This is a genomic window from Acinetobacter sp. 148 (assembly GCF_031196675.1).
GTDB classification, from domain to species: domain Bacteria; phylum Pseudomonadota; class Gammaproteobacteria; order Pseudomonadales; family Moraxellaceae; genus Acinetobacter; species Acinetobacter baumannii.
In genome coordinates this window covers 159,410-179,359 of sequence record NZ_JAVIMT010000060.1, presented here as the reverse complement: position 1 = coordinate 179,359, position 19,950 = coordinate 159,410, and the positions used below count along the sequence as shown (strand labels likewise).

General features: G+C 40.7%; 15 protein-coding genes. 14 read left to right on the top strand and 1 reads right to left on the bottom strand.

The genetic code is table 11. The features are described 5' to 3' along the window. Nucleotides 1–49: 49 nt before the first annotated feature. Together RFX69_RS10035 and RFX69_RS10030 are read left to right on the top strand one after the other, a co-directional pair. Nucleotides 50–382 (top strand): hypothetical protein, encoded by a 333-nt coding sequence (locus tag RFX69_RS10035; RefSeq protein WP_000169598.1) that lies wholly within the window; start codon nt 50–52, stop codon nt 380–382. Between the two features lie 2 nt (nt 383–384). Further along, nucleotides 385–1,209, top strand: a complete 825-nt coding sequence (locus tag RFX69_RS10030; RefSeq protein ID WP_289332463.1) for a putative RNA methyltransferase — start codon at nt 385–387, stop codon at nt 1,207–1,209. Between the two features lie 17 nt (nt 1,210–1,226). On the opposite strand, the gene ponA is transcribed toward RFX69_RS10030, so the two are convergent. Beyond that, nucleotides 1,227–3,782, bottom strand: coding sequence for a penicillin-binding protein PBP1a (gene ponA / locus RFX69_RS10025; RefSeq protein ID WP_000736677.1), 2,556 nt, complete (start codon nt 3,780–3,782; stop codon nt 1,227–1,229). 161 nt (nt 3,783–3,943) lie between these two features. Here ponA and RFX69_RS10020 point away from each other — a divergent pair, with 161 nt between their 5' ends. From RFX69_RS10020 to RFX69_RS09965, 12 genes are all read left to right on the top strand, one after another. Next, the gene (locus RFX69_RS10020) at nt 3,944–5,002 is read left to right on the top strand and encodes a pilus assembly protein PilM (protein WP_002014066.1); all 1,059 of its coding nucleotides are present in this window, start codon (nt 3,944–3,946) and stop codon (nt 5,000–5,002) included. Beyond that, nucleotides 5,002–5,643, top strand: coding sequence for a PilN domain-containing protein (locus RFX69_RS10015; protein WP_000201227.1), 642 nt, complete (start codon nt 5,002–5,004; stop codon nt 5,641–5,643). Before RFX69_RS10020 ends, RFX69_RS10015 begins: the two co-directional genes overlap by 1 nt. After that, complete coding sequence (locus RFX69_RS10010) at nt 5,640–6,380, top strand: type 4a pilus biogenesis protein PilO (RefSeq protein ID WP_000076101.1); 741 nt, start codon at nt 5,640–5,642, stop codon at nt 6,378–6,380. The genes RFX69_RS10015 and RFX69_RS10010 overlap by 4 nt, the downstream gene beginning before the upstream one ends. A gap of 10 nt (nt 6,381–6,390) precedes the next feature. After that, nucleotides 6,391–6,918 (top strand): pilus assembly protein PilP, encoded by a 528-nt coding sequence (locus RFX69_RS10005; RefSeq protein ID WP_289332474.1) that lies wholly within the window; start codon nt 6,391–6,393, stop codon nt 6,916–6,918. A 62-nt stretch (nt 6,919–6,980) separates the two neighbouring features. After that, a complete protein-coding gene (pilQ, locus tag RFX69_RS10000; RefSeq protein ID WP_289332462.1) occupies nt 6,981–9,146 on the top strand; it encodes a type IV pilus secretin PilQ family protein in 2,166 nt (721 codons plus the stop codon). Between the two features lie 11 nt (nt 9,147–9,157). After that, nucleotides 9,158–9,727, top strand: a complete 570-nt coding sequence (gene aroK, locus RFX69_RS09995; RefSeq protein ID WP_000643712.1) for a shikimate kinase AroK — start codon at nt 9,158–9,160, stop codon at nt 9,725–9,727. Nucleotides 9,728–9,755: 28 nt separating this feature from the next. Next, nucleotides 9,756–10,838 (top strand): 3-dehydroquinate synthase, encoded by a 1,083-nt coding sequence (gene aroB, locus RFX69_RS09990; RefSeq protein ID WP_001193998.1) that lies wholly within the window; start codon nt 9,756–9,758, stop codon nt 10,836–10,838. 15 nt (nt 10,839–10,853) lie between these two features. Beyond that, entirely contained in the window at nt 10,854–11,729 is an 876-nt protein-coding gene (locus RFX69_RS09985) for a hypothetical protein (protein ID WP_289332461.1), read from the top strand. Nucleotides 11,730–12,189: 460 nt separating this feature from the next. Continuing rightward, a complete protein-coding gene (gltB, locus tag RFX69_RS09980) occupies nt 12,190–16,665 on the top strand; it encodes a glutamate synthase large subunit (protein WP_001139944.1) in 4,476 nt (1,491 codons plus the stop codon). A gap of 70 nt (nt 16,666–16,735) precedes the next feature. Continuing rightward, the gene (locus RFX69_RS09975; protein WP_000840834.1) at nt 16,736–18,157 is read left to right on the top strand and encodes an FAD-dependent oxidoreductase; all 1,422 of its coding nucleotides are present in this window, start codon (nt 16,736–16,738) and stop codon (nt 18,155–18,157) included. Nucleotides 18,158–18,332: 175 nt separating this feature from the next. Beyond that, the gene (locus RFX69_RS09970; protein WP_005130727.1) at nt 18,333–19,220 is read left to right on the top strand and encodes a metal-dependent hydrolase; all 888 of its coding nucleotides are present in this window, start codon (nt 18,333–18,335) and stop codon (nt 19,218–19,220) included. 130 nt (nt 19,221–19,350) lie between these two features. Continuing rightward, nucleotides 19,351–19,941 carry a LemA family protein gene (locus tag RFX69_RS09965; protein WP_000846931.1) on the top strand — a complete coding sequence of 197 codons (591 nt, stop codon included), beginning with the start codon at nt 19,351–19,353 and terminating at the stop codon, nt 19,939–19,941. Nucleotides 19,942–19,950 lie beyond the last annotated feature (9 nt).

Genomic DNA, 19,950 nt, shown 5'->3' with positions numbered 1-19,950 from the left:
GTGTCAATATAAAGCCAGTTTCTACTGGCTTTTTTTATTGGAGAGGTAAATGACAAAAGTTGCTGGTCTAGACCAATTATCTGTAATTAATCAAAAAGTAGTTGGAGAGGGCGAAGTCTTACCTCAAGTTGTGCTTAAAGATGGAAGTCAGGTGCAAACGGGAACTGTCGCGACGATGCTGCATAATATTGAACTCTATAATGCAGGGCAAAGAGGGCAAATTGAAGAAGAGTTGAAGATCGCAATTCCAACTTTAATTAAAGTGGGCTTATTTGATTTGTTTGAAGTAGATGAATGGATTAAGGGAACAAATGCAGGCCGTACATTTGTTGGAATGCACGCTAAGGCTTATTTACAACAAAAAGAACAAGAGAATAATTAAACGTGACTACGCAAAATTTAATGTGCCCTGTATGTCGTCAACGACTTGAGCTGGTAAGCAAAACATGGCGGTGTGAACAGGGCCATAGCTATGACATTGCAAAGCAAGGTTATGTGAACTTACATGTTGTACAACACAAACATAGTAAAAATCCGGGAGATACTCCTGAGTCTGTAGATGCGCGCCGTGCTTTTTTACAAGGTGGCTATTATCAACCTTTACAGCAAGCAGTAGTTCATTTGCTGAAACAGCTTAAAGCTAAAACGGTACTTGATATTGGCTGTGGCGAGGGCTATTACACCAGCGCAATGCAACAGGTCGTTGAACAGTGTATAGGTGTAGATATTGCAAAAAATGCAGTACAACGCGCAGCAAAGTTAAATGACAAAGTGACATGGGTGGTTGGTACAGGAGCAACTTTACCTGTCATCGATCAAAGCATGGATGTGTGTACGAGCCTTTTTAGCCCGATTCCCCAAACGGAAATTCTGCGCGTTTTAAAAGATGATAGTTATTTAATTGTTGTGACTCCGGCAACCGATCATTTGTATGCGATGCGTGAGGCATTGTTTGAACAGGTTAATCCTCACACACCACAGAAATTTGTTGAACAACTACAAGATTTATTTGAGTTGAAAGAACAGCAAGTTATTGATGCTCCTTTAGTACTTGACCAGCAAGCTTTAAAAAATCTTATTGCTATGACTCCCTATGCTTATAAGGCATCTCCAGAACGTCGTATGCAACTAGAACAGAAAGCACACTTACAAGTGACCGCATCTTTTCAAATTTATCTTTTTCAAAAGCGTAATAAAAAAGCCATCTAACGATGGCTTTTTTATTTTTACTCAATTTGATTAATCAAGTTTTCTAATTCATCTTTTTCACGCTTCGGTGCTGCCCCTTGCGAAGGTTTCATCGCTGGAGGTGTTGTCTTGGAAGGAATCACAATTTCCTCACCAGGTAAGTCATCGAAGTCATTATTGGTGGTTTTAGGTTGCGGTGGTGCAGGACGATAGAGTGGACGTGCTAATGGAGGGGCAGCACGATATGTTTTCTTATCGCCTACTTCAGTTGTGACTTCTTGCTTATCGCGAGAAATAGGTGCCTGAGCATCTTTTTCTAAACGAACCCAAGCAGCTGGTGTACCTTGCAATGCTTGACCCATAAAGTTAATCCAGATTGGTAATGCAGCAATACCACCATACTCACGGCGACCAAGTGTAGTCGGCTGGTCAAAACCAACCCATGTTACAGTTACTAACTTGCCATTAAAACCTGCAAACCATGCATCTTTTGCATCGTTAGTCGTACCTGTTTTACCTCCTAAATCACTACGGCCAATCTTGAGTGCAGCACGACCTGTACCATGCTCAATTACGTCACGTAAGATATTTGCCATATCATAAGCAGAGCTTGATTTTAAAATGCGCTGAGCTTGACGATATTGACTGTTATTTTTGTCCGTCTGTTTAAGGTTAAGTTGTTTGGTTGTCTTTTCTTTCTGCTCTAGCTCTTTATTTGTGACTTCAACAACTTGATCATCTGGAGTAGTTACCTGTGCATCGTCAGTTGTCTCAGGAGCGTTAATACATGGAATACATGCATATTCTGGTTTGGCTTCGTAAATGACTTTACCGTATGCATCTTCAATACGCTGAATAAAATGCGGTTGAACACGGTAACCACCGTTTGCGAATGTTGCATAACCAGTTGCCATTTGAATTGGTAATACTTGAGGCGTACCTAAAGCAATGGTGTAGTTACGTGGAATTTGATCCTCTTGTAAACCAAAATCCATGAATAATTGGCGAGTACGTTCAATTCCTACAGTTTGTAAGAGTCTTACTGAAACCGTATTACGAGACAAATACAAAGCACGGCGTAACGGGATCATGCCTAGGTAGCGACCATCAGAGTTCTTCGGTGTCCACTTGCCAATCGTAATAGGGCTATCATTCACCATACTATAAGGTGTCATGCCACGTTCTAATGCTAAAGCATAGAGGAATGGTTTGATGGTAGAACCTGGCTGGCGCCAGCCTTGTAAAGCACGGTTAAATTTTGATTGATAGAAATTATAACCACCTACAATTGCTTCAATTGAGCCATCGTTTGGGTTAATTGCAATGAGCTGACCTTGAACTTTTGGTACTTGAACTAGTGACCACGCAGTTTTAGCTTCATTTGGACGTAAACGAACAATATCTTTAACTTTAACAATTTGAGATGCACGAGAAGGCGCTGCCCCTACGCTATTTGCATTGCGATAGGGACGGGCCCATGACATGCCGGACCATTGCACGGTTACTGTTGAGCCATCTTGCATTAATGCTTCAAAAGAGCTGCTATTTACCTTGGTGACTTGCGCCGGATAAGTGTTGGCATATGCTCTAAATTCGCTTAATGGCTTATCATGTGCTTCTGCACCACGCCAGCCATGACGACGGTCATAAGCTTCAAGACCGTCCTGCACAGCTTTTTCCGCAATCGCTTGGCGTTTCGCATTAATTGTTGTGTAGACTTTATAACCAGAATCAATTGCTTGTTCACCAAAATGTTTTACAAGCTCTGAGCGGACCATTTCACCTGCGTAGGGGTGAATATTATTTAAGTCACGGTTGGGCATATTCAAATTGATTGGCTCTGCAACGGCCTTTTGATATTCCGCTTGAGAAATATAACCAAGTTGAAGCATTCGGCCTAAAATCCAGTTGCGACGTTCAAGTGCACGCTCAGGGTTAACAACTGGATTATATTTAGATGGTGCTTTAGGCAAGCCGGCAATCATGGCCATTTGGGCAATGCTGAGCTCATTAATGCTTTTGTTGTAGTAAATCTTTGCAGCCGCTGCGATACCGTAAGCGTTTTTACCTAAGAAAATCTTATTTACATAGAGGCTTAAGATGTCTTCTTTAGATAAGTTTTGCTCAATTTTTCGAGCCAAAAAGATTTCTGTTAGTTTGCGTTTTAATGTTCTTTCTGGACTTAAATAATAGTTCTTTGCGACCTGCATCGTGATGGTTGAACCACCAGTTTGTACATCAGAACCCGTAACACTTTCACTCAAAGCACGGCCTAAACCTTTAAAACTAATGCCGCTATGTTCAAAGAAAGAAGAATCTTCTGCTGCTAGAAATGCATGAATAAAATTAGGAGGAATTTGTTTGTATTCAACCGGAATAGAAAGTTTGCCACCGTATTCAGCAATGAGTTGATTGTCGGCTGTATAGACTTGCAATGGTTTTAAAAGCGGTGCTTTTTTTAGTGAACTCATTTCCGGAAGCGTTGGGGCAATATAGAGATACATGCCATAGAATCCCATCGGAAGTGAGACTAAGATAATAATAATGATCAAAAAAATTGGACGCACGAAGCCCAAACTGGATAGCTTTTTCATGATAAGTAAGCTTTAATAAGATCGAATACAAACTAATTGTGGTCAGTATAGCCTTTAGACATGCGGATTGTTAGATGAGATATTGTATCCGTGTAAAAATAAAGACCGAGATTATTGGTTTGTAATTTTTTTTGGGGATAAAAAAATAATAGGACAATAGTGTGCTCAGGTTATATCGTAAACCTAATAAGGGGTTAATGGGTGTCGATATTAGTTCGACTTCTGTTAAGTTGTTAGAGCTCTCTGTCAAGAACGGTAAATATTGGGTAGAAAGCTATGCTTTGATGCCTTTACCCGAAAACAGTGTAGTTGAAAAAAATATCTTAAATCCAGAAGCAGTTGCAGAGGCTTTGGAACGGGCGATGAATTTAGCAAATCCCCAAACCACTCATGCTGCAATTGCTGTTCCGACATCGACGGTTATTCATAAAACTATCGAAATGGATGCAGATATGAGCGATGACGAACGCGAAGTTCAGATTCGTGTAGATGCGGAGCAGTATATACCGTTCCCTTTAGATGAGGTGAGCCTTGATTTTGAGGTTTTGCCGGATCGTCTTGCGAATCCAAATCGTGTAAATGTGCTCTTGGTCGCCACAAGAACAGAAAACGTTGAAACACGCGTTGAAGTGCTTGAATTGGCAGATTTAAATCCTAAATTGGCTGATGTCGAAAGTTATGCGGTTGAGCGCGCTTTTAGCGTGTTTGCTGATAGCTTACCGATGGGTGCAAATACCATAGGGATTTTAGATATCGGCCATACCATGACGACATTATCTGTCATGCAAAATGGCAAGATTATTTATACACGAGAGCAGGTTTTCGGCGGAAAACAACTTACGCTTGAAATTCAAAGTCGTTATGGTTTGTCTTTAGAAGAAGCAAGCAGAGCGAAAAAAGATCGTTCTTTACCAGATGATTATGAAATTGAAGTGCTAGACCCATTTCTAGATGCGGTAGTTCAGCAGGCGGCCCGCTCACTACAATTTTTCTTTTCTTCATCCCAATTTAACGAAATAGACCATATTTTGCTCGCTGGTGGAAATGCAAATATTCCAGGCCTTGCCAAGCTTTTGCAGCAAAAATTAGGTTATCGTGTCACGATTGCCAACCCGTTTTTACAAATGGGCTTTTCTCCTCAAGTCGACGTTCAAAAAATTGAAAATGATGCTTCATCTTTAATGGTGGCATGTGGCTTGGCTTTAAGGAGTTTTGATTAATGGCAACAATTAATTTACTGCCTTGGCGCGAAGAGCTGAGGGAGCAACGAAAAAAACAATTTATAACGTTATGTTTTGGGGTGGTTGTTTTGGGGATTACAACCGTATTTGGGGGATGGTTTTATTTTGACCATAAATTAGATGATCAAGAGCAAGCGAATCAGCTCATTATGAGCACAAATCAGAACCTTGATCAGCAATTAAAAACATTAAACGGCTTACAGGAACAGCGTGATGCCATTATTGAACGCATGAAGTTGATTCAAGGTTTGCAGAGTCAACGTCCAGTAGTGGTAAGACTTGTTGATGAGTTAGTTCGAGTCACACCATCAGCTATGTATTTAACGAAATTTAGCCGAACCGGAGATAAGTTTACGATTGAAGGTAAAGCTGAAAGTCCAAATACAGTAGCCGAACTACTCCGTAATCTTGAAGCATCTCCTTGGTATCGTAATGCTTTTATGAACTCTTTCTTGGCTAATGAAGAGAAAAAAGATAAGGCTGCAAGTTCTCTTCTTCCTAGGGTGGAAGACCACTATGGTAGTTTTGTTGTGACTGTCGATTTGGGGGAAATGGGCGTGACCACAACGGATGATTCTGCTAAGCCATCTACAGGTGAAAGTGTGGGGGCTGCTAAATGAGTCAAGACGAACTTCAAGAATTGTCATTAGAACAATTATCTGCAAAGAAAAAGAAATTTAATCTCGATAAATTCCTTCAGCAATTTAATACGCTGGATATGAACAACTATGGTAGTTGGCCAATATCTGTAAAAATTACGTGTTGGATTTTTATTTTCTTTGCTGTGTTAGCTTTGGGGTATTTCATTGTTATTCAACCGAAATTACAAGCTATTGATAATGCTCAAGCTCAGGAAAGCAATTTATTAAACGAATTTCGTGAAAAAGACTCGAAATTACGTAACCTGCAACAGTATCAGGTGCAACTTCAAGAGATGCAGGCAAATTTCAACCAGCAACTAGAGCAGTTACCAAAAGAAACTGAGATTCCGAGTTTAGTTGAAGATATCAACTTAACAGGAGTGAACTCTGGATTGAAATTTAAAAATATTCGCTTGGAAGATGAAGTAAAGCAGGAAATTTTTATTGAGCAACCAATTGCCATAGAAGCGACCGGGGACTATCACGCATTTGGAGCTTTTGTAAGTAGTATCGCTGCTTTGCCTCGTATTGTAACCATGCACGATTTTACTGTTGATGTATCGCCAGCTAAAGATAACAAGTCTGATATTCCTGTGCTGAACTATTCCATTAAAGCAAAAACATACCGATACGTAGGGGCAACAGATACATCGGAGCAAACAGGCAAAGCTCCAGCAGCATCTGCTTCAACGAACACTACTGTTCAGCCGAAATAGGAGAGTTATGATGAAAATTAAGCAAATTACTCTTTATATTTTGGCGTGTGCTGTGCTTGTTGGTTGTGATTCAAGAATTGATGCAGTAAATCAGGAAATGGCCAATATTCGTAATCAGCCGCCAATCTCTATTGAACCAGCACCGATTTTTACTCCTGTACCACAATTTAATTACGCTGCTCATCAATTAAAAAGCCCATTTATGCCAAGTTCTCTAGCTGCCGAGCTCAAGATTATGGCGGGGAAACGGGTTTATCCGAATTTCTCACGTGCGCCGCAACCACTCGAAAGTTATGCTCTTGAAGCTTTAAATATGAAAGGGAGCATGCGTAATAATCGAGGGCAGATATTGGCCCTGATCCAGACACCGGATCAGCAGATTGAACGGGTACAAGTGGGTAACTATATGGGTATGAATCAGGGCCGTATCACCCATATTAGTCCAACCCAGATTGATCTGGTTGAAATCGTACCGGATGGTCGAGAAGGCTATGTCGAAAGACCGAGAACCTTGGTCTTGATTGGGCCTGCACCCTAAAATTTAGGGAATAACAACGAAAAAATATTTTTAAAGATTATTTAATTGGGGATGGTCAGACAATGAATCACGTATTCCGTCAGTTTTCTATGGGGGCTGTAGCTATTGCGATTATGCAGGCTGCATCTGCACAGGTCAGCATGACCAATATTGTACCAATGCAAATTGCAGGTCAGGGCACAGAAATTAGAGTCATGTTTAATGGCTTGCCACCACAACCACAAGCTTACCAACTTGAAAATCCTTCACGTTTAATACTTGATTTTGATAAGGCACAGCAAGGTTTAAAACAGACTAAAATTAGTGTTGCAACTAATGAGGCAAGTTCTGTAGATGTTACTTCAGATGACCAGCGCTCACGTTTAACTGTAAACCTAAAAGATGCTGGAGCATTTACAACACGAGTCGAAGGCAATACTTTCATTTTAAAAATTAATTCTGCTCAAACAAGTAATAAGCCGCTACCTGTGGTCTCAGCACAACCACAGGGAGTTTCAAATATTGGCTTTCAGCGTGGTAGTCAGGGAGAAGGCCTAGTTGTTGTAGATCTTTTAGGAAGTAATACACCTGTAGATGTTCAGCAGCAGGGTAGTAAAGTCGTTATAAGAACAATAGGTACAAAAATCCCGACACATTTAGCACGTCGCTTAAATGTAAATGATTTTGCAACCCCCGTTTCAAGTATTGATGCTTATAATGATAAAGGGGTTGGTGTAATAACTATCCAGTCTTCTGGTAGCTATGAATATATGGCCTATCAGGCAGAGAATAAGCTCACGATCAGTTTGAAACGTCCCCAAGATAAAAATGTTACCTCTTTATATAAAACGCCAAATTATTCAGGAAATAAACTTTCATTAGACTTCCAAGATATTGAAGTACGCCGTGTGTTGCAATTACTTGCTGATTTTACAGGCATCAATATGGTAGCTGCCGATAGTGTACAAGGTAATATCACACTACGTTTAAAAGATGTACCTTGGGATCAGGCGCTTGATATTATTTTAAAAACTAAAAATCTTGATAAACGCCGTAATGGCAATGTGATTTGGATTGCTCCAGTTGCAGAATTGATTAAAGCGGAAGAAGAAGAAGCGAAAGCTGTTGCACAAAGTGTCAAACTTGCACCCTTACAGACTGAGTATATTCAACTGAAGTATGCTAAAGCTGGCGATATTATGGGTCTCATTACACAAGGCTCAAATAATAGTAATGGCTTACAACATACTTCTGGTGGAGGGACTTCAACTTCAACCAATTTAAATACTGGAGTTGATAGTCTAGGCAATAATGTGGGTAGTTTGCTTAGCCCGCGTGGCACTATTACTCAAGATGACCGAACCAATACTCTTATTATTAATGATACTGCTCAGTCAATTGATCAAATTCGGAAAATGATTGACCTACTTGATGTGCAAGTTAAACAGGTTATGGTTGAAGCACGTATTGTGAGAGCCTCTACGTCATTTACCAAAGAACTTGGTGTGAAGTGGGGCATTCTGTCGCAAGGTATTACCAATAACAACAATTTGCTGGTTGGCGGTAGTGAAACAACTTTATGGAATTTACGTGAACCTAAAAAAGATGAAACTACAGGTGGGTATAAATATACGATTGAGCGCCCAGATAACTTAAACGTGGATTTAGGAGTTTCTAATCCTGCAGGAAGTATTGCTTTTGGCTTGATTAGTATGTCTGACTTTATGTTAGATCTTGAATTGTCTGCTTTACAAGCGGATGGTTATGGTGAGGTTATTTCTACCCCTAAAGTCATGACTGCCGATAAACAAACAGCGAAAGTTGCAACTGGTCAACAAGTTCCATATCAATCTACAACTAACTCTGCAGCAGGTTCAACTGCTACAACATCTTTTAAAGATGCTTTGCTGAGTTTAAATGTGACACCAAGTATTACACCTGATGGTAAGATTCAAATGAAGTTGGATATTTCTAAGGATTCTGTAGCGGGTGCGGCCCCAAATGGAGAGTTGATTTTAAATAAAAATAATATCAACACCAATGTATTGGTAGATAATGGCGAAACTGTCATTTTGGGTGGTGTTTTTGAGCAAACAACTATGAATTCACAAACCAAAGTTCCTTTCTTTGGTGATATTCCTGTTGTTGGGCGTTTATTTAGAAAAGATGTAAAGTCTGATGATAAACAAGAGTTGCTGATTTTCGTTACACCACGAATTGTTAATGACACTTTAGCGAGAAATCATTAATATATTTTTTAATGAAAGCAATTGAAATAGGTGGCGCCTTGCCAAGCAAAGCGTTTGAAACCCTACCAAATATTTATTTGGTAGGGCCCATGGGGGCAGGAAAAACAACCGTTGGACGTCATTTAGCAGAACTATTAGGGCGTGAATTTTTAGATAGTGATCATGAAATTGAGCGCAAGACAGGGGCTACTATTCCCTGGATTTTTGAAAAAGAAGGAGAAGTCGGCTTCCGTACGCGTGAAACTGTCGTTTTAAATGAGCTTACTTCACGTAAGGCATTAGTGCTTGCCACAGGTGGCGGTGCTATTACTCAGGCGCCTAATCGGGAGTTTTTAAAGCAACGTGGAATCGTTGTTTATCTATATACTCCTGTCGAATTACAACTACAAAGAACCTATCGCGATAAAAATAGACCTTTATTACAAGTTGAAAATCCTGAACAAAAATTGCGGGATTTATTAAAGATCAGAGATCCTCTGTATCGTGAAGTTGCACACTATACGATTGAAACGAATCAAGGTGCTGCACGTGATCTTGCCCAAAAGATTTTGCAACTTATTCTATCGAACAAGTTAAAATAGACGAACTGACTAGTGGTTTTATAAATTCATGCAAACTTTACATGTTGAATTAGGCGAACGCCGTTATCCTATTTTCATTGGTAGCCAACTTGACCCGAAACAATTACTAGAGCCTTATATTCATGGTCAACAGGTCATGATTGTGAGTAATGTTACGGTTGCGCCTTTATATTTAAGCCACTATCAGGAAGCTTTGGAAAGTCTAGGTAAAACGGTTGCGACCTGTATTTTACCTGATGGCGAAAAGTATAAAGATATTCAGCACTTAAACTTAATTTTTGATGCATTGCTTGAAGCTGGTTTTAACCGCGATTGTACGGTTTTAGCTTTAGGTGGTGGCGTCATTGGTGATATGGCTGGTTTTGCTTCTGCTTGTTTCCAACGTGGCGTTTACTTTGTACAGGTTCCTACGACCTTACTTTCACAAGTAGATTCAAGTGTTGGTGGAAAAACAGGAATTAATCATCCGCTTGGCAAGAATATGTTAGGTGCTTTTCAGCAACCACAAGTTGTTTTAGCTGACATGGCACAATTGAATACATTGCCAGAACGTGAGCTCTCGGCCGGTTTAGCCGAAGTAATTAAATATGCACTTTTGGGTGATGAAGATTTCCTGGTTTGGCTTGAAGAAAATATGGATGGCCTGGTTGCAAGAGATGCTGACCTTTTAGCAGAGGCTGTTTATCGTTCATGTGCTCATAAAGCCCGCATTGTTGCCAACGATGAGAAAGAGCAAGGTGAACGTGCTTTACTTAACTTAGGTCATACTTTTGGCCATGCGATTGAGTCGTATCTAGGTTATGGAACTTGGTTGCATGGTGAAGCTGTTGCAACTGGAATGGTTATGGCGGCAGATTTATCACAACGTTTGGGCTGGATCTCAAATGAAGATGTGGCACGTACAAAAAAAATCATTCAACGTGCGAATTTGCCGATATCATGTCCACAAATTCCATTGGATGATTTCCTTGGATATATGGCTCATGACAAAAAAGTTCTTAATGGGCAATTACGTTTGGTGTTGTTAAAACAACTTGGGCAAGCTGTAATTACCAAAAACTTTGATGTTGAACTTATGAAACAAGCTATTTTGGCGAATCAACACGGATAACAAATAAGGTAAAGCATGACTGTATCACGTACACTTTGGCAGAATGTTCAACAATATATCTGGTTGGTTGGTGGTATTGTCTGCTTATTCCTTGCTTTTATTTTTTGGGTCATAACTGATAATAAAAAACTGGTTGAGGTTGAAAAGTCGGCTGATTCCGATGCACCCGTACAAATTCAACCAGAGAAAGTTGCAACCACTCCTAACTTAGGTGCTTTAGCTGACGAGGTTCGTCCACTGGATTTAACAACACGAACTGTGGCGTCAGGTGAACATGAGCCTGAGTTTCGTGGTACAAAATTTATTAATGAAAATAAAAAACAATGGACGCTTGAGTTATTCAGAGCTTCTGATGAAGACATCATTAAAAACTTTTTAAAAAGTCGTACTGATCGTAATAAGTTTATTTATTTCCGCTTAAGCGGAGAACAACAAGCAGAACAGTATGTGTTGGCTTACGGAACATTCAAACGTTCAGAAGATGCGGTTCAGCAATTAACACAGATTAATTTGCAGTTACCTGATTCGGTTAAACCTCAGCCACAGCAGTTCTCAAGTTATGCCCCACTGGTAAATGATTTGGGGGCAGATGAGATGAAAGGTGGCAATAATCAGTTATATGAAGTTAGATTGCGTCCAGCGGCTTTGCCTAGAATTGATGAATCTTTATTAATGTTAGCTCCAGCGAGTAGTACCCTAAACACTCAACCAAAACCTGCTAGTACTAACTCGGCTACAAAAACTACTATTGTGCGTCGTGATGCGGCAGGAAATGTGGTTGATGTACAACAATCGAATTCTAATATTGATCAGCCAAATAAACCTGCACAGACACGGGTTAATGAGAATCAACCCAAAAATGCTACAAATGAGGGCACAAGAGGGAACTAAATCACTTTAAGTTGTGCTCTAAAATAGTGCAAATATATGGTGTATTAATATTTTTTGACCAGATGTGGTGCATATTTAGTCATTTTTTAACATGATAACGTGAATAAAATAATTATATTTATAATAAATATAAAGATTTAGGCCTACTTTTCTATTTTGGCACACTTTTTGCTTTATTGTTGTGCTTATTAATGTGCTGCAAACTATTTTAGCCTCTAAGAAGTGAATTCTATGCAGAGTCGTGGGGTCGAACTGCTTTAAAAGAGTGCGAAATAAGTCAAAACATTTTTCTAGCAAAAACCAGTGTACGTAAAAATGGAACAGCGTATATTGGCTTATCCGCCCAAAATTTTTTTTTGCGAAACATTGAGCTAACTATCGTCCATAGGCACTATCGCAAAAAGAAGTTGTTTGTTTGACGCTCGAAAGAGCCTTATTGAAAGAAGGGTACGCTATGCACATGCCATCGCCTAATACTGTAGCTCCCGCTCAAGGTTTATATCAGCCTGATGAGTTTAAGGATAACTGTGGTTTTGGACTGATTGCCCATATGAAGGGTGAATCAAGTCATCATCTAGTAGAAACCGCGATTCACAGTTTAAGTTGCATGACGCACCGTGGTGGTATTGCCGCAGATGGCAAGACGGGAGATGGTTGCGGCTTATTATTGGCGATGCCAAAGCAATTTTTCCGTGATGAAGCAAAAAAACTGAGTGATATTACACTGAGTGAAATTTTTGCTGTGGGTACGGTATTTTTAAATATTGATCCAGCATTAGCACAGCACTCTAAAAATATTTTAACGAAAGAAATTGAGTCAGAAGGTTTACGTGTACTTGCTTGGCGTATCGTTCCAACAAACAACGATGCATTGGGTGAAATCGCGCTTCAATCTTTACCTGCTTTTGAGCAAGTCATTGTGAACTGTCCAATGGGCGTAACTGAGGTTGAATTTAACCGTAAGTTATTCTTGGCGCGTCGCCGTGCGGAACAACAACTCCAAAATGATCCATTATTTTACGTGACTACGCTTTGCTCAACAGTTATTAGCTATAAAGGCTTAATGATGCCTGCGGCGATTGCCGAGTTTTATACAGACTTGGCAGATGAGCGTTTAAAATCACATATCGTGGTATTCCACCAACGTTTCTCTACAAATACATTACCGCGTTGGCCATTAGCTCAGCCATTCCGTTATCTTGCACATAATGGTGAAATCAACACAATTACAGCAAACCGTAACTGGGCATTAGCGCGTACTCCTAAATTTGAAAACCCATTATTACCAGGTTTGACTGAGCTTAACCCGATTGTAAACCGTACAGGTTCGGACTCTTCAAGTTTAGATAATATGCTTGAGATTCTGGTGGGCGGTGGTATGGATTTATTCCGTGCTTTACGTATGCTCGTGCCACCAGCTTGGCAGAACGTTGAAACTTTAGATGCAGACTTGCGTGCATTCTATGAGTTCAACTCTAAACATATGGAAGCTTGGGATGGTCCGGCAGGCCTCGTTATTCAAGATGGTCGTCATGCGATTTGTATGCTTGACCGTAATGGTTTACGTCCAGCGCGTTGGGTTATTACCAAAAATGATTATATTACCTTGGCATCTGAAATTGGTGTTTGGGGCTATGAGCCAGAAGATGTGGTATCAAAAGGTCGTGTAGGTCCTGGTCAAATCTTGGTTGTAGACACCCTTACAGGTAAAGTGCTTGATACTAAAGATGTTAGCAATCACTTGAAAAACATGCGTCCGTACCGTGAGTGGTTACGTGACCATGCGATTCGCTTAAATGCAAACCCGGAACTTGAAGAACAACTTGTTGATAAAGGTTTAACTGGCGATGCATTAAAAGCGGCTCAAAAAATGTTTATGGTGACATTTGAAGAGCGCGATCAGTTATTACGTCCAATCGCTGAGAGCGGCCAGGAAGCTGTTGGTTCTATGGGTGACGATACACCAATGGCTGTATTGTCTCGTCAAGTACGTCATGTGACCGATTACTTCCGTCAACAGTTTGCACAGGTGACAAACCCGCCAATCGACCCATTACGTGAGTCAATTGTTATGTCACTTGAAACCTGTTTGGGCCGTGAGCAGAACGTATTCGAACAAGGTCCTGAGCATGCTGATCGTATCATTATCTCTAGCCCGGTTTTATCAAATTCAAAAATGCAGCAAATTCGTAGCATTGAACGTGCGGGTTATGAGGCGGTTGATATTGATCTGAACTATGCTGAAACCGAAGGTTTACAAGCTGCGATTACTCGTATTTGTGAAGAATCTGCACAAGCTGTTCGTGATGGTAAGACCTTAATTGTTTTAACTGATAAAAACATTCGTCAAGGTTATTTACCTGCAAATGCTGCGCTTGCAACAGGTGCGGTACACCATCACCTTATAAAAACTGGTTTGCGTACTGATGCAAACATTATGGTTGAAACCGGTTTTGCACGTGATCCACATCAATTTGCGGTGTTACTTGGTTTTGGTGCTACTGCCATTTACCCATACCTTGCATATGATGTAATCAATGATTTGATTGCTAAAGGTGAGCTTTTAGGTGATCCAATCCATGCACAGGCAAACTTCCGTAAAGGTATCGAGAAAGGCTTATTAAAAGTTCTTTCAAAAATGGGTATCTCGACAGTAGCTTCTTACCGTGGTGGTCAGTTATTTGAAGCAGTTGGTTTATCTTCTGAAGTTGTAGATCAATGTTTCTTAGGTGTTCCTAGTCGTATCCAAGGTGCAACATTTGTTGATCTTGAAAATGACCAGAAAAAGTTAGCGGCTACAGCTTGGTCTAACCGTAAACCAATTGATCAAGGTGGTTTGCTGAAATTCGTATTTGGTAAAGAATACCACGCGTTTAACCCAGACGTGATTAACTCGCTACATAAGGCAGTTCGTTCTGGCAAATACGAAGACTTTAAAGAATATGCCGAGTTAGTGAATAACCGTCCGATCGCGACTATTCGTGACCTGTTTAAGTTAAAAACAACCAATCCAATTCCGGTTGAGCAAGTTGAATCGGTTGAAGCTATCTTACCTCGTTTCGACTCGGCAGGGATGTCATTAGGCGCGCTTTCTCCAGAAGCCCATGAAGCAATTGCAATTGCCATGAATACTATTGGTGGTCGTTCAAACTCTGGTGAGGGTGGTGAAGATCCTGCGCGTTACGGCACAATTCGTAACTCGAAAATCAAGCAAATTGCATCTGGTCGTTTTGGTGTAACACCTGCTTACTTAACTTCTGCTGAAGTCTTGCAAATTAAAGTTGCTCAAGGTGCAAAACCGGGTGAAGGTGGTCAGTTGCCAGGTGGTAAAGTGAATGGCTTGATTGCACGTTTACGTTACTCTGTTCCGGGTGTGACACTTATTTCACCTCCGCCGCATCATGACATTTACTCAATTGAAGATTTGTCGCAACTGATTTTTGACTTGAAACAAGTTAACCCGAAAGCAATGGTATCTGTGAAGTTAGTATCTGAGCCAGGTGTAGGTACAATTGCTGCAGGTGTTGCTAAAGCATATGCAGACTTTATTACCATTTCAGGTTATGACGGTGGTACTGCTGCGTCTCCGCTTTCATCAATTCACCATGCAGGTTCGCCATGGGAGCTTGGCTTGAGTGAAGCGCATCAGGCACTTCGTGTAAATGACTTGCGTGGCAAAGTACGTGTACAAACTGACGGTGGTTTAAAGACTGGTCTTGATGTTATTAAGGCAGCTATTTTAGGTGCTGAAAGTTTCGGTTTTGGTTCTACACCAATGATCGCATTAGGTTGTAAATACCTACGTATTTGCCACTTAAACAACTGTGCGACTGGTGTTGCAACTCAACAAGATCATTTACGTCAAGAGCACTATATTGGCGAACCACAAATGCTCATTAATTTCTTCCACTTTATTGCGGAAGAAACGCGTGAATGGTTGGCGGCTCTTGGTGTAGCTTCACTTAAAGACTTGATTGGCCGTGTAGATTTACTTGAAGTCTTACCGGGTGAAACAGAGAAACATGCTCATCTTGATTTAAGTGCATTGTTAACTTCTCATCCTGCTGCTGAAGGTAAAGCACAGTATTGTGAAGTAGAAGGTAATGCACCGTTTGACAAGGGCGTATTGGCTGAAAGAATGGTCGAAGAAATGCTTCCTGCAATCGAGTCAAGCGCTGGTGGTCAATTCAATTTTAATGTCGTGAACTGTGACCGTTCAATTGGTGCACGTGTATCGGGTGAGATTGCTCGTCGCTATGGCAACTTGGGTATGGAAGCACATCCGGTTGTAATGAACCTAACAGGTACTGCTGGTCAGTCACTTGGTGTTTGGAATGCTGGTGGTTTGCACATCCGTCTTGAAGGTGATGCAAATGACTATGTAGGTAAAGGTATGGCTGGTGGTCGTATTTCGATCTTCCCACCAAAAGGTTCACCTTTCCAGACACAAAATACAGCAATTATTGGTAATACTTGTTTGTATGGCGCAACTGGCGGTAAGTTATTTGCTGCAGGTACAGCAGGTGAGCGTTTCGCGGTTCGTAACTCTGGTGCGTTTGCTGTTATTGAAGGTGCAGGTGATCACTGCTGTGAATATATGACTGGTGGTGTTGTGACTGTGCTTGGAAAAGTGGGTCATAACTTCGGTGCAGGTATGACAGGCGGTTTTGCTTACGTGCTTGACCTCGATAATGACTTTGTAGATTACTACAACCACGAGTTAATTGACTTAACCCGTATTTCAACAGAATCTATGGAAGATCATAAAGAATTCTTATTGCGTATTATTGACGAGCACATCAAGGAAACAGGTAGTGCTTGGGCTTACAAAATCCGCAACGAGTTTGACTTCTACAGCCGTAAATTCTGGCTTGTAAAACCAAAAGCTGCTAACTTGCAATCGCTTTTGAAAACTACACAAGCTGACCCACAATAATTCCACGACTGCAAAGACATAGGCAGGTGCGGGCAAACAAGGAAATCCGCGCCTACCCACGGAGAGAGACATGGCAGAACGCCTAAATAATGACTTTCAATTTCTGGATGTACCACGTCAAGATCCAGAGAAAAAAGATATTACTGTCCGCAAAGCAGAGTTTGTGGAAATTTATAAACCTTTTACTTCGGAAACTGTAACCAATCAGACGCACCGTTGTTTAGGTTGTGGTAACCCATATTGCGAATGGAAATGTCCTGTACATAACTACATTCCAAACTGGCTAAAACTCATTGCTGAAGGCCAAATTTTCCAGGCTGCTGAGCTTTGCCATCAAACAAATACTTTACCTGAAGTATGTGGTCGTGTATGTCCGCAGGACCGTTTGTGTGAAGGTGCTTGTACCTTAAATGATGGCTTTGGTGCAGTAACCATTGGTAATGCTGAAAAATATATCAATGACACGGCTTTTGCTTTGGGTTGGCGCCCAGATATGTCACATGTGAAGTGGACAGGTAAAAAAGTTGCAATCATTGGTGCGGGCCCAGCAGGCCTAGGCTGTGCCGACATCTTAGCTCGTGGCGGTGTTAAACCGGTGGTATTTGACAAGCGTCCTGAGATTGGTGGCTTACTAACATTTGGTATTCCAGAATTCAAGATGGAAAAAGATGTGATGAAGCGCCGCCGTGAAATTTTCACTGGCATGGGCATTGAATTCCGCTTAAATACTGAAATTGGTAAAGATGTCACGATTGATGAATTACTTGCTGAATATGATGCAGTATTCATGGGGATGGGAACTTATACCTACATGAAAGGTGGTTTCCCTGGTGAAGATCTTGACGGTGTTTATGATGCGCTTGATTTCTTAATCTCTAACGTGAACCGCTGTCAGGGATGGGAAAAGGACCCAAGTGAATACATTAGCATGGATGGTAAGAAAGTTATTGTTCTTGGTGGTGGTGATACCGCAATGGACTGTAATCGTACTTCATTACGTCAAGGTGCCCACGACGTAACATGTGCATACCGCCGTGATGAAAGTAATATGCCGGGTTCTGCACGTGAAGTAAAAAATGCGTATGAAGAAGGCGTAAAGTTCTTATTTAACCGTCAACCAATCGAGATTGTTGGCGAAAATGGTAAGGTAACAGGCGTAAAAGTGGTAACGACACAAATGGGTGAACCAGATAGTCGTGGCCGCCGTAGCCCTGAGCCAATTCCGGGTTCTGAAGAAGTTTTACCTGCTGATGCAGTTTTGCTAGCGTTCGGTTTCCGTCCAAGCCCTGCTGACTGGTTTGGTAGTGTGAATATTAATCTTGATGGTTCTGGTCGTGTTGTTGCACCTGAACAGCAGGAATTTAAATTCCAGACTTCAAACCCAAAAATCTTTGCTGGTGGTGATATGGTACGTGGTTCAGACCTTGTAGTTACAGCAATCTGGGAAGGTCGCCAAGCTGCTGAAGGTATTTTAGATTACCTTGGTGTTTAATCTAAAAAAATCATTATTAAAGTTTTTGATAAAGCCTGCGATATGCAGGCTTTATTTTTTTACCATTAGTCAGTTTGATGCTTTTGGCAAATACAATAAGCTTTTTTGCCCTGTTTAGCCCCTTAGTCGCAAGAGATACTCAAAGCTTCCTTCTTCAATACAATAGGTGTTGAATATGAATATCGCAGGTATGACGGCAGAAAAATCATATTTAAATCGTCGAAAAGCGTTGGGTATTACAGTGCGTCGCCTTGAGTTTAATCCTCAAGCTATCAAACGCTATTATTTTGCAAATTCGCCTTTAATGTCCCATTTTTTAACTGCACTCTCTTCAACATTTCCCGTAGGAGAACAGTTTTTTGTAAATAGCGTGCGTAATGTACGTGACAAAGTTTCCGACCCTCAATTACAGGCACAAATTGCAGCTTTTATTGGGCAAGAAGCAATGCATTCGAAAGCACATGGAGAGTTCAATGAGGCTTGGCGTCGTGATGACTATAATCTGGATCGCTTTCAGAGCTGGTTGAATGAGCGTGACAAGTATTTAAGAACAATTTCTCCTAAGCTGCAGCTAGCACTGACATGTGCATTTGAGCATTTTACGGCTTTGCTGGGAGGATATATTTTACAGCATCCAGAACTTCTAAAAACTTTGGATCAAGATGCGCTAAAGCTTTGGGTTTGGCATGCTATAGAAGAAATTGAGCATCGTTCAGTTGCATTCGATGTCTATCAACAGGTATATGGCGATGACCGTATTCGTCGTTTACTCATGCGGAGTGTCACTACAGGGTTTGCAAGTCTTGCTTTTTATGGCACTACACGGCTATTTTGGCAAGATAAATGGAAGAGCTTACCTAAAATCGGAGGTAACTTATTTGGGCTATATTTGCTTGCTAAAATGCTTATACAGCTAACTCCTGAATATTTTGCTTATTACAAAAAAGACTTCCACCCGAATCAAAAAGATTATGGTCATATGGTCGATTATTGGAAAAGCTATTTGGCCGATGAATATCAAATGACGAGTTTCCAAGAGGAAAAAAATCCAAGACCAAGCTAATAAAAAATCGGATTTAAAAATCCGGTTTTTTTAAATCTATAAAATAAAAGCAACACAATAATGCCAAAATCGTCATACAATCGGGAAAAGTGGTTAAAAATATAAAGAAAAACTTGAGGATAATGTGACGATGAAAACGTTTAAACAACTTGCTATCGCGACAACACTTGCCAGTACCCTATTATTTTCAGGCTGTGGCTATAATACCTTACAGGTTAAAGATGAAGCTGTAACAGCGGCTTGGTCTGAAGTACAAAACCAATATCAACGTCGTGCCGATCTAGTTCCAAATCTGGTAAATGTTGTAAAAGGTTATGCTAAACATGAAGAACAGGTTTTAACAGAAGTCACTCAAGCACGTGCCAATGTTGCAGGCTTGAAGGTTGATAAAGAAGTATTAGAAGACCCAGCATTACTTGAAAAATATCAACAGGCACAAAGCCAGTTAACTGGGGCATTATCTCGACTTATTGCCGTTTCAGAAAATTACCCAGATTTAAAAGCCAATACCCAATTCCAAGAATTGCAAGTTCAGCTTGAGGGAACAGAAAACCGAATTGCTGTTGCCCGTAATCGTTATATTACAACTGTTCAGGACTATAACGCTTATGTTCGTCAGTTCCCACAAGCAGTAACAGCGAAAGTGATTGGCATGCATCCTAAAGCCAATTTCTCTGCAGAAGCATCTGCTCAGCAGGCTCCAAAAGTTTCTTTTGATTAATTTAAATCA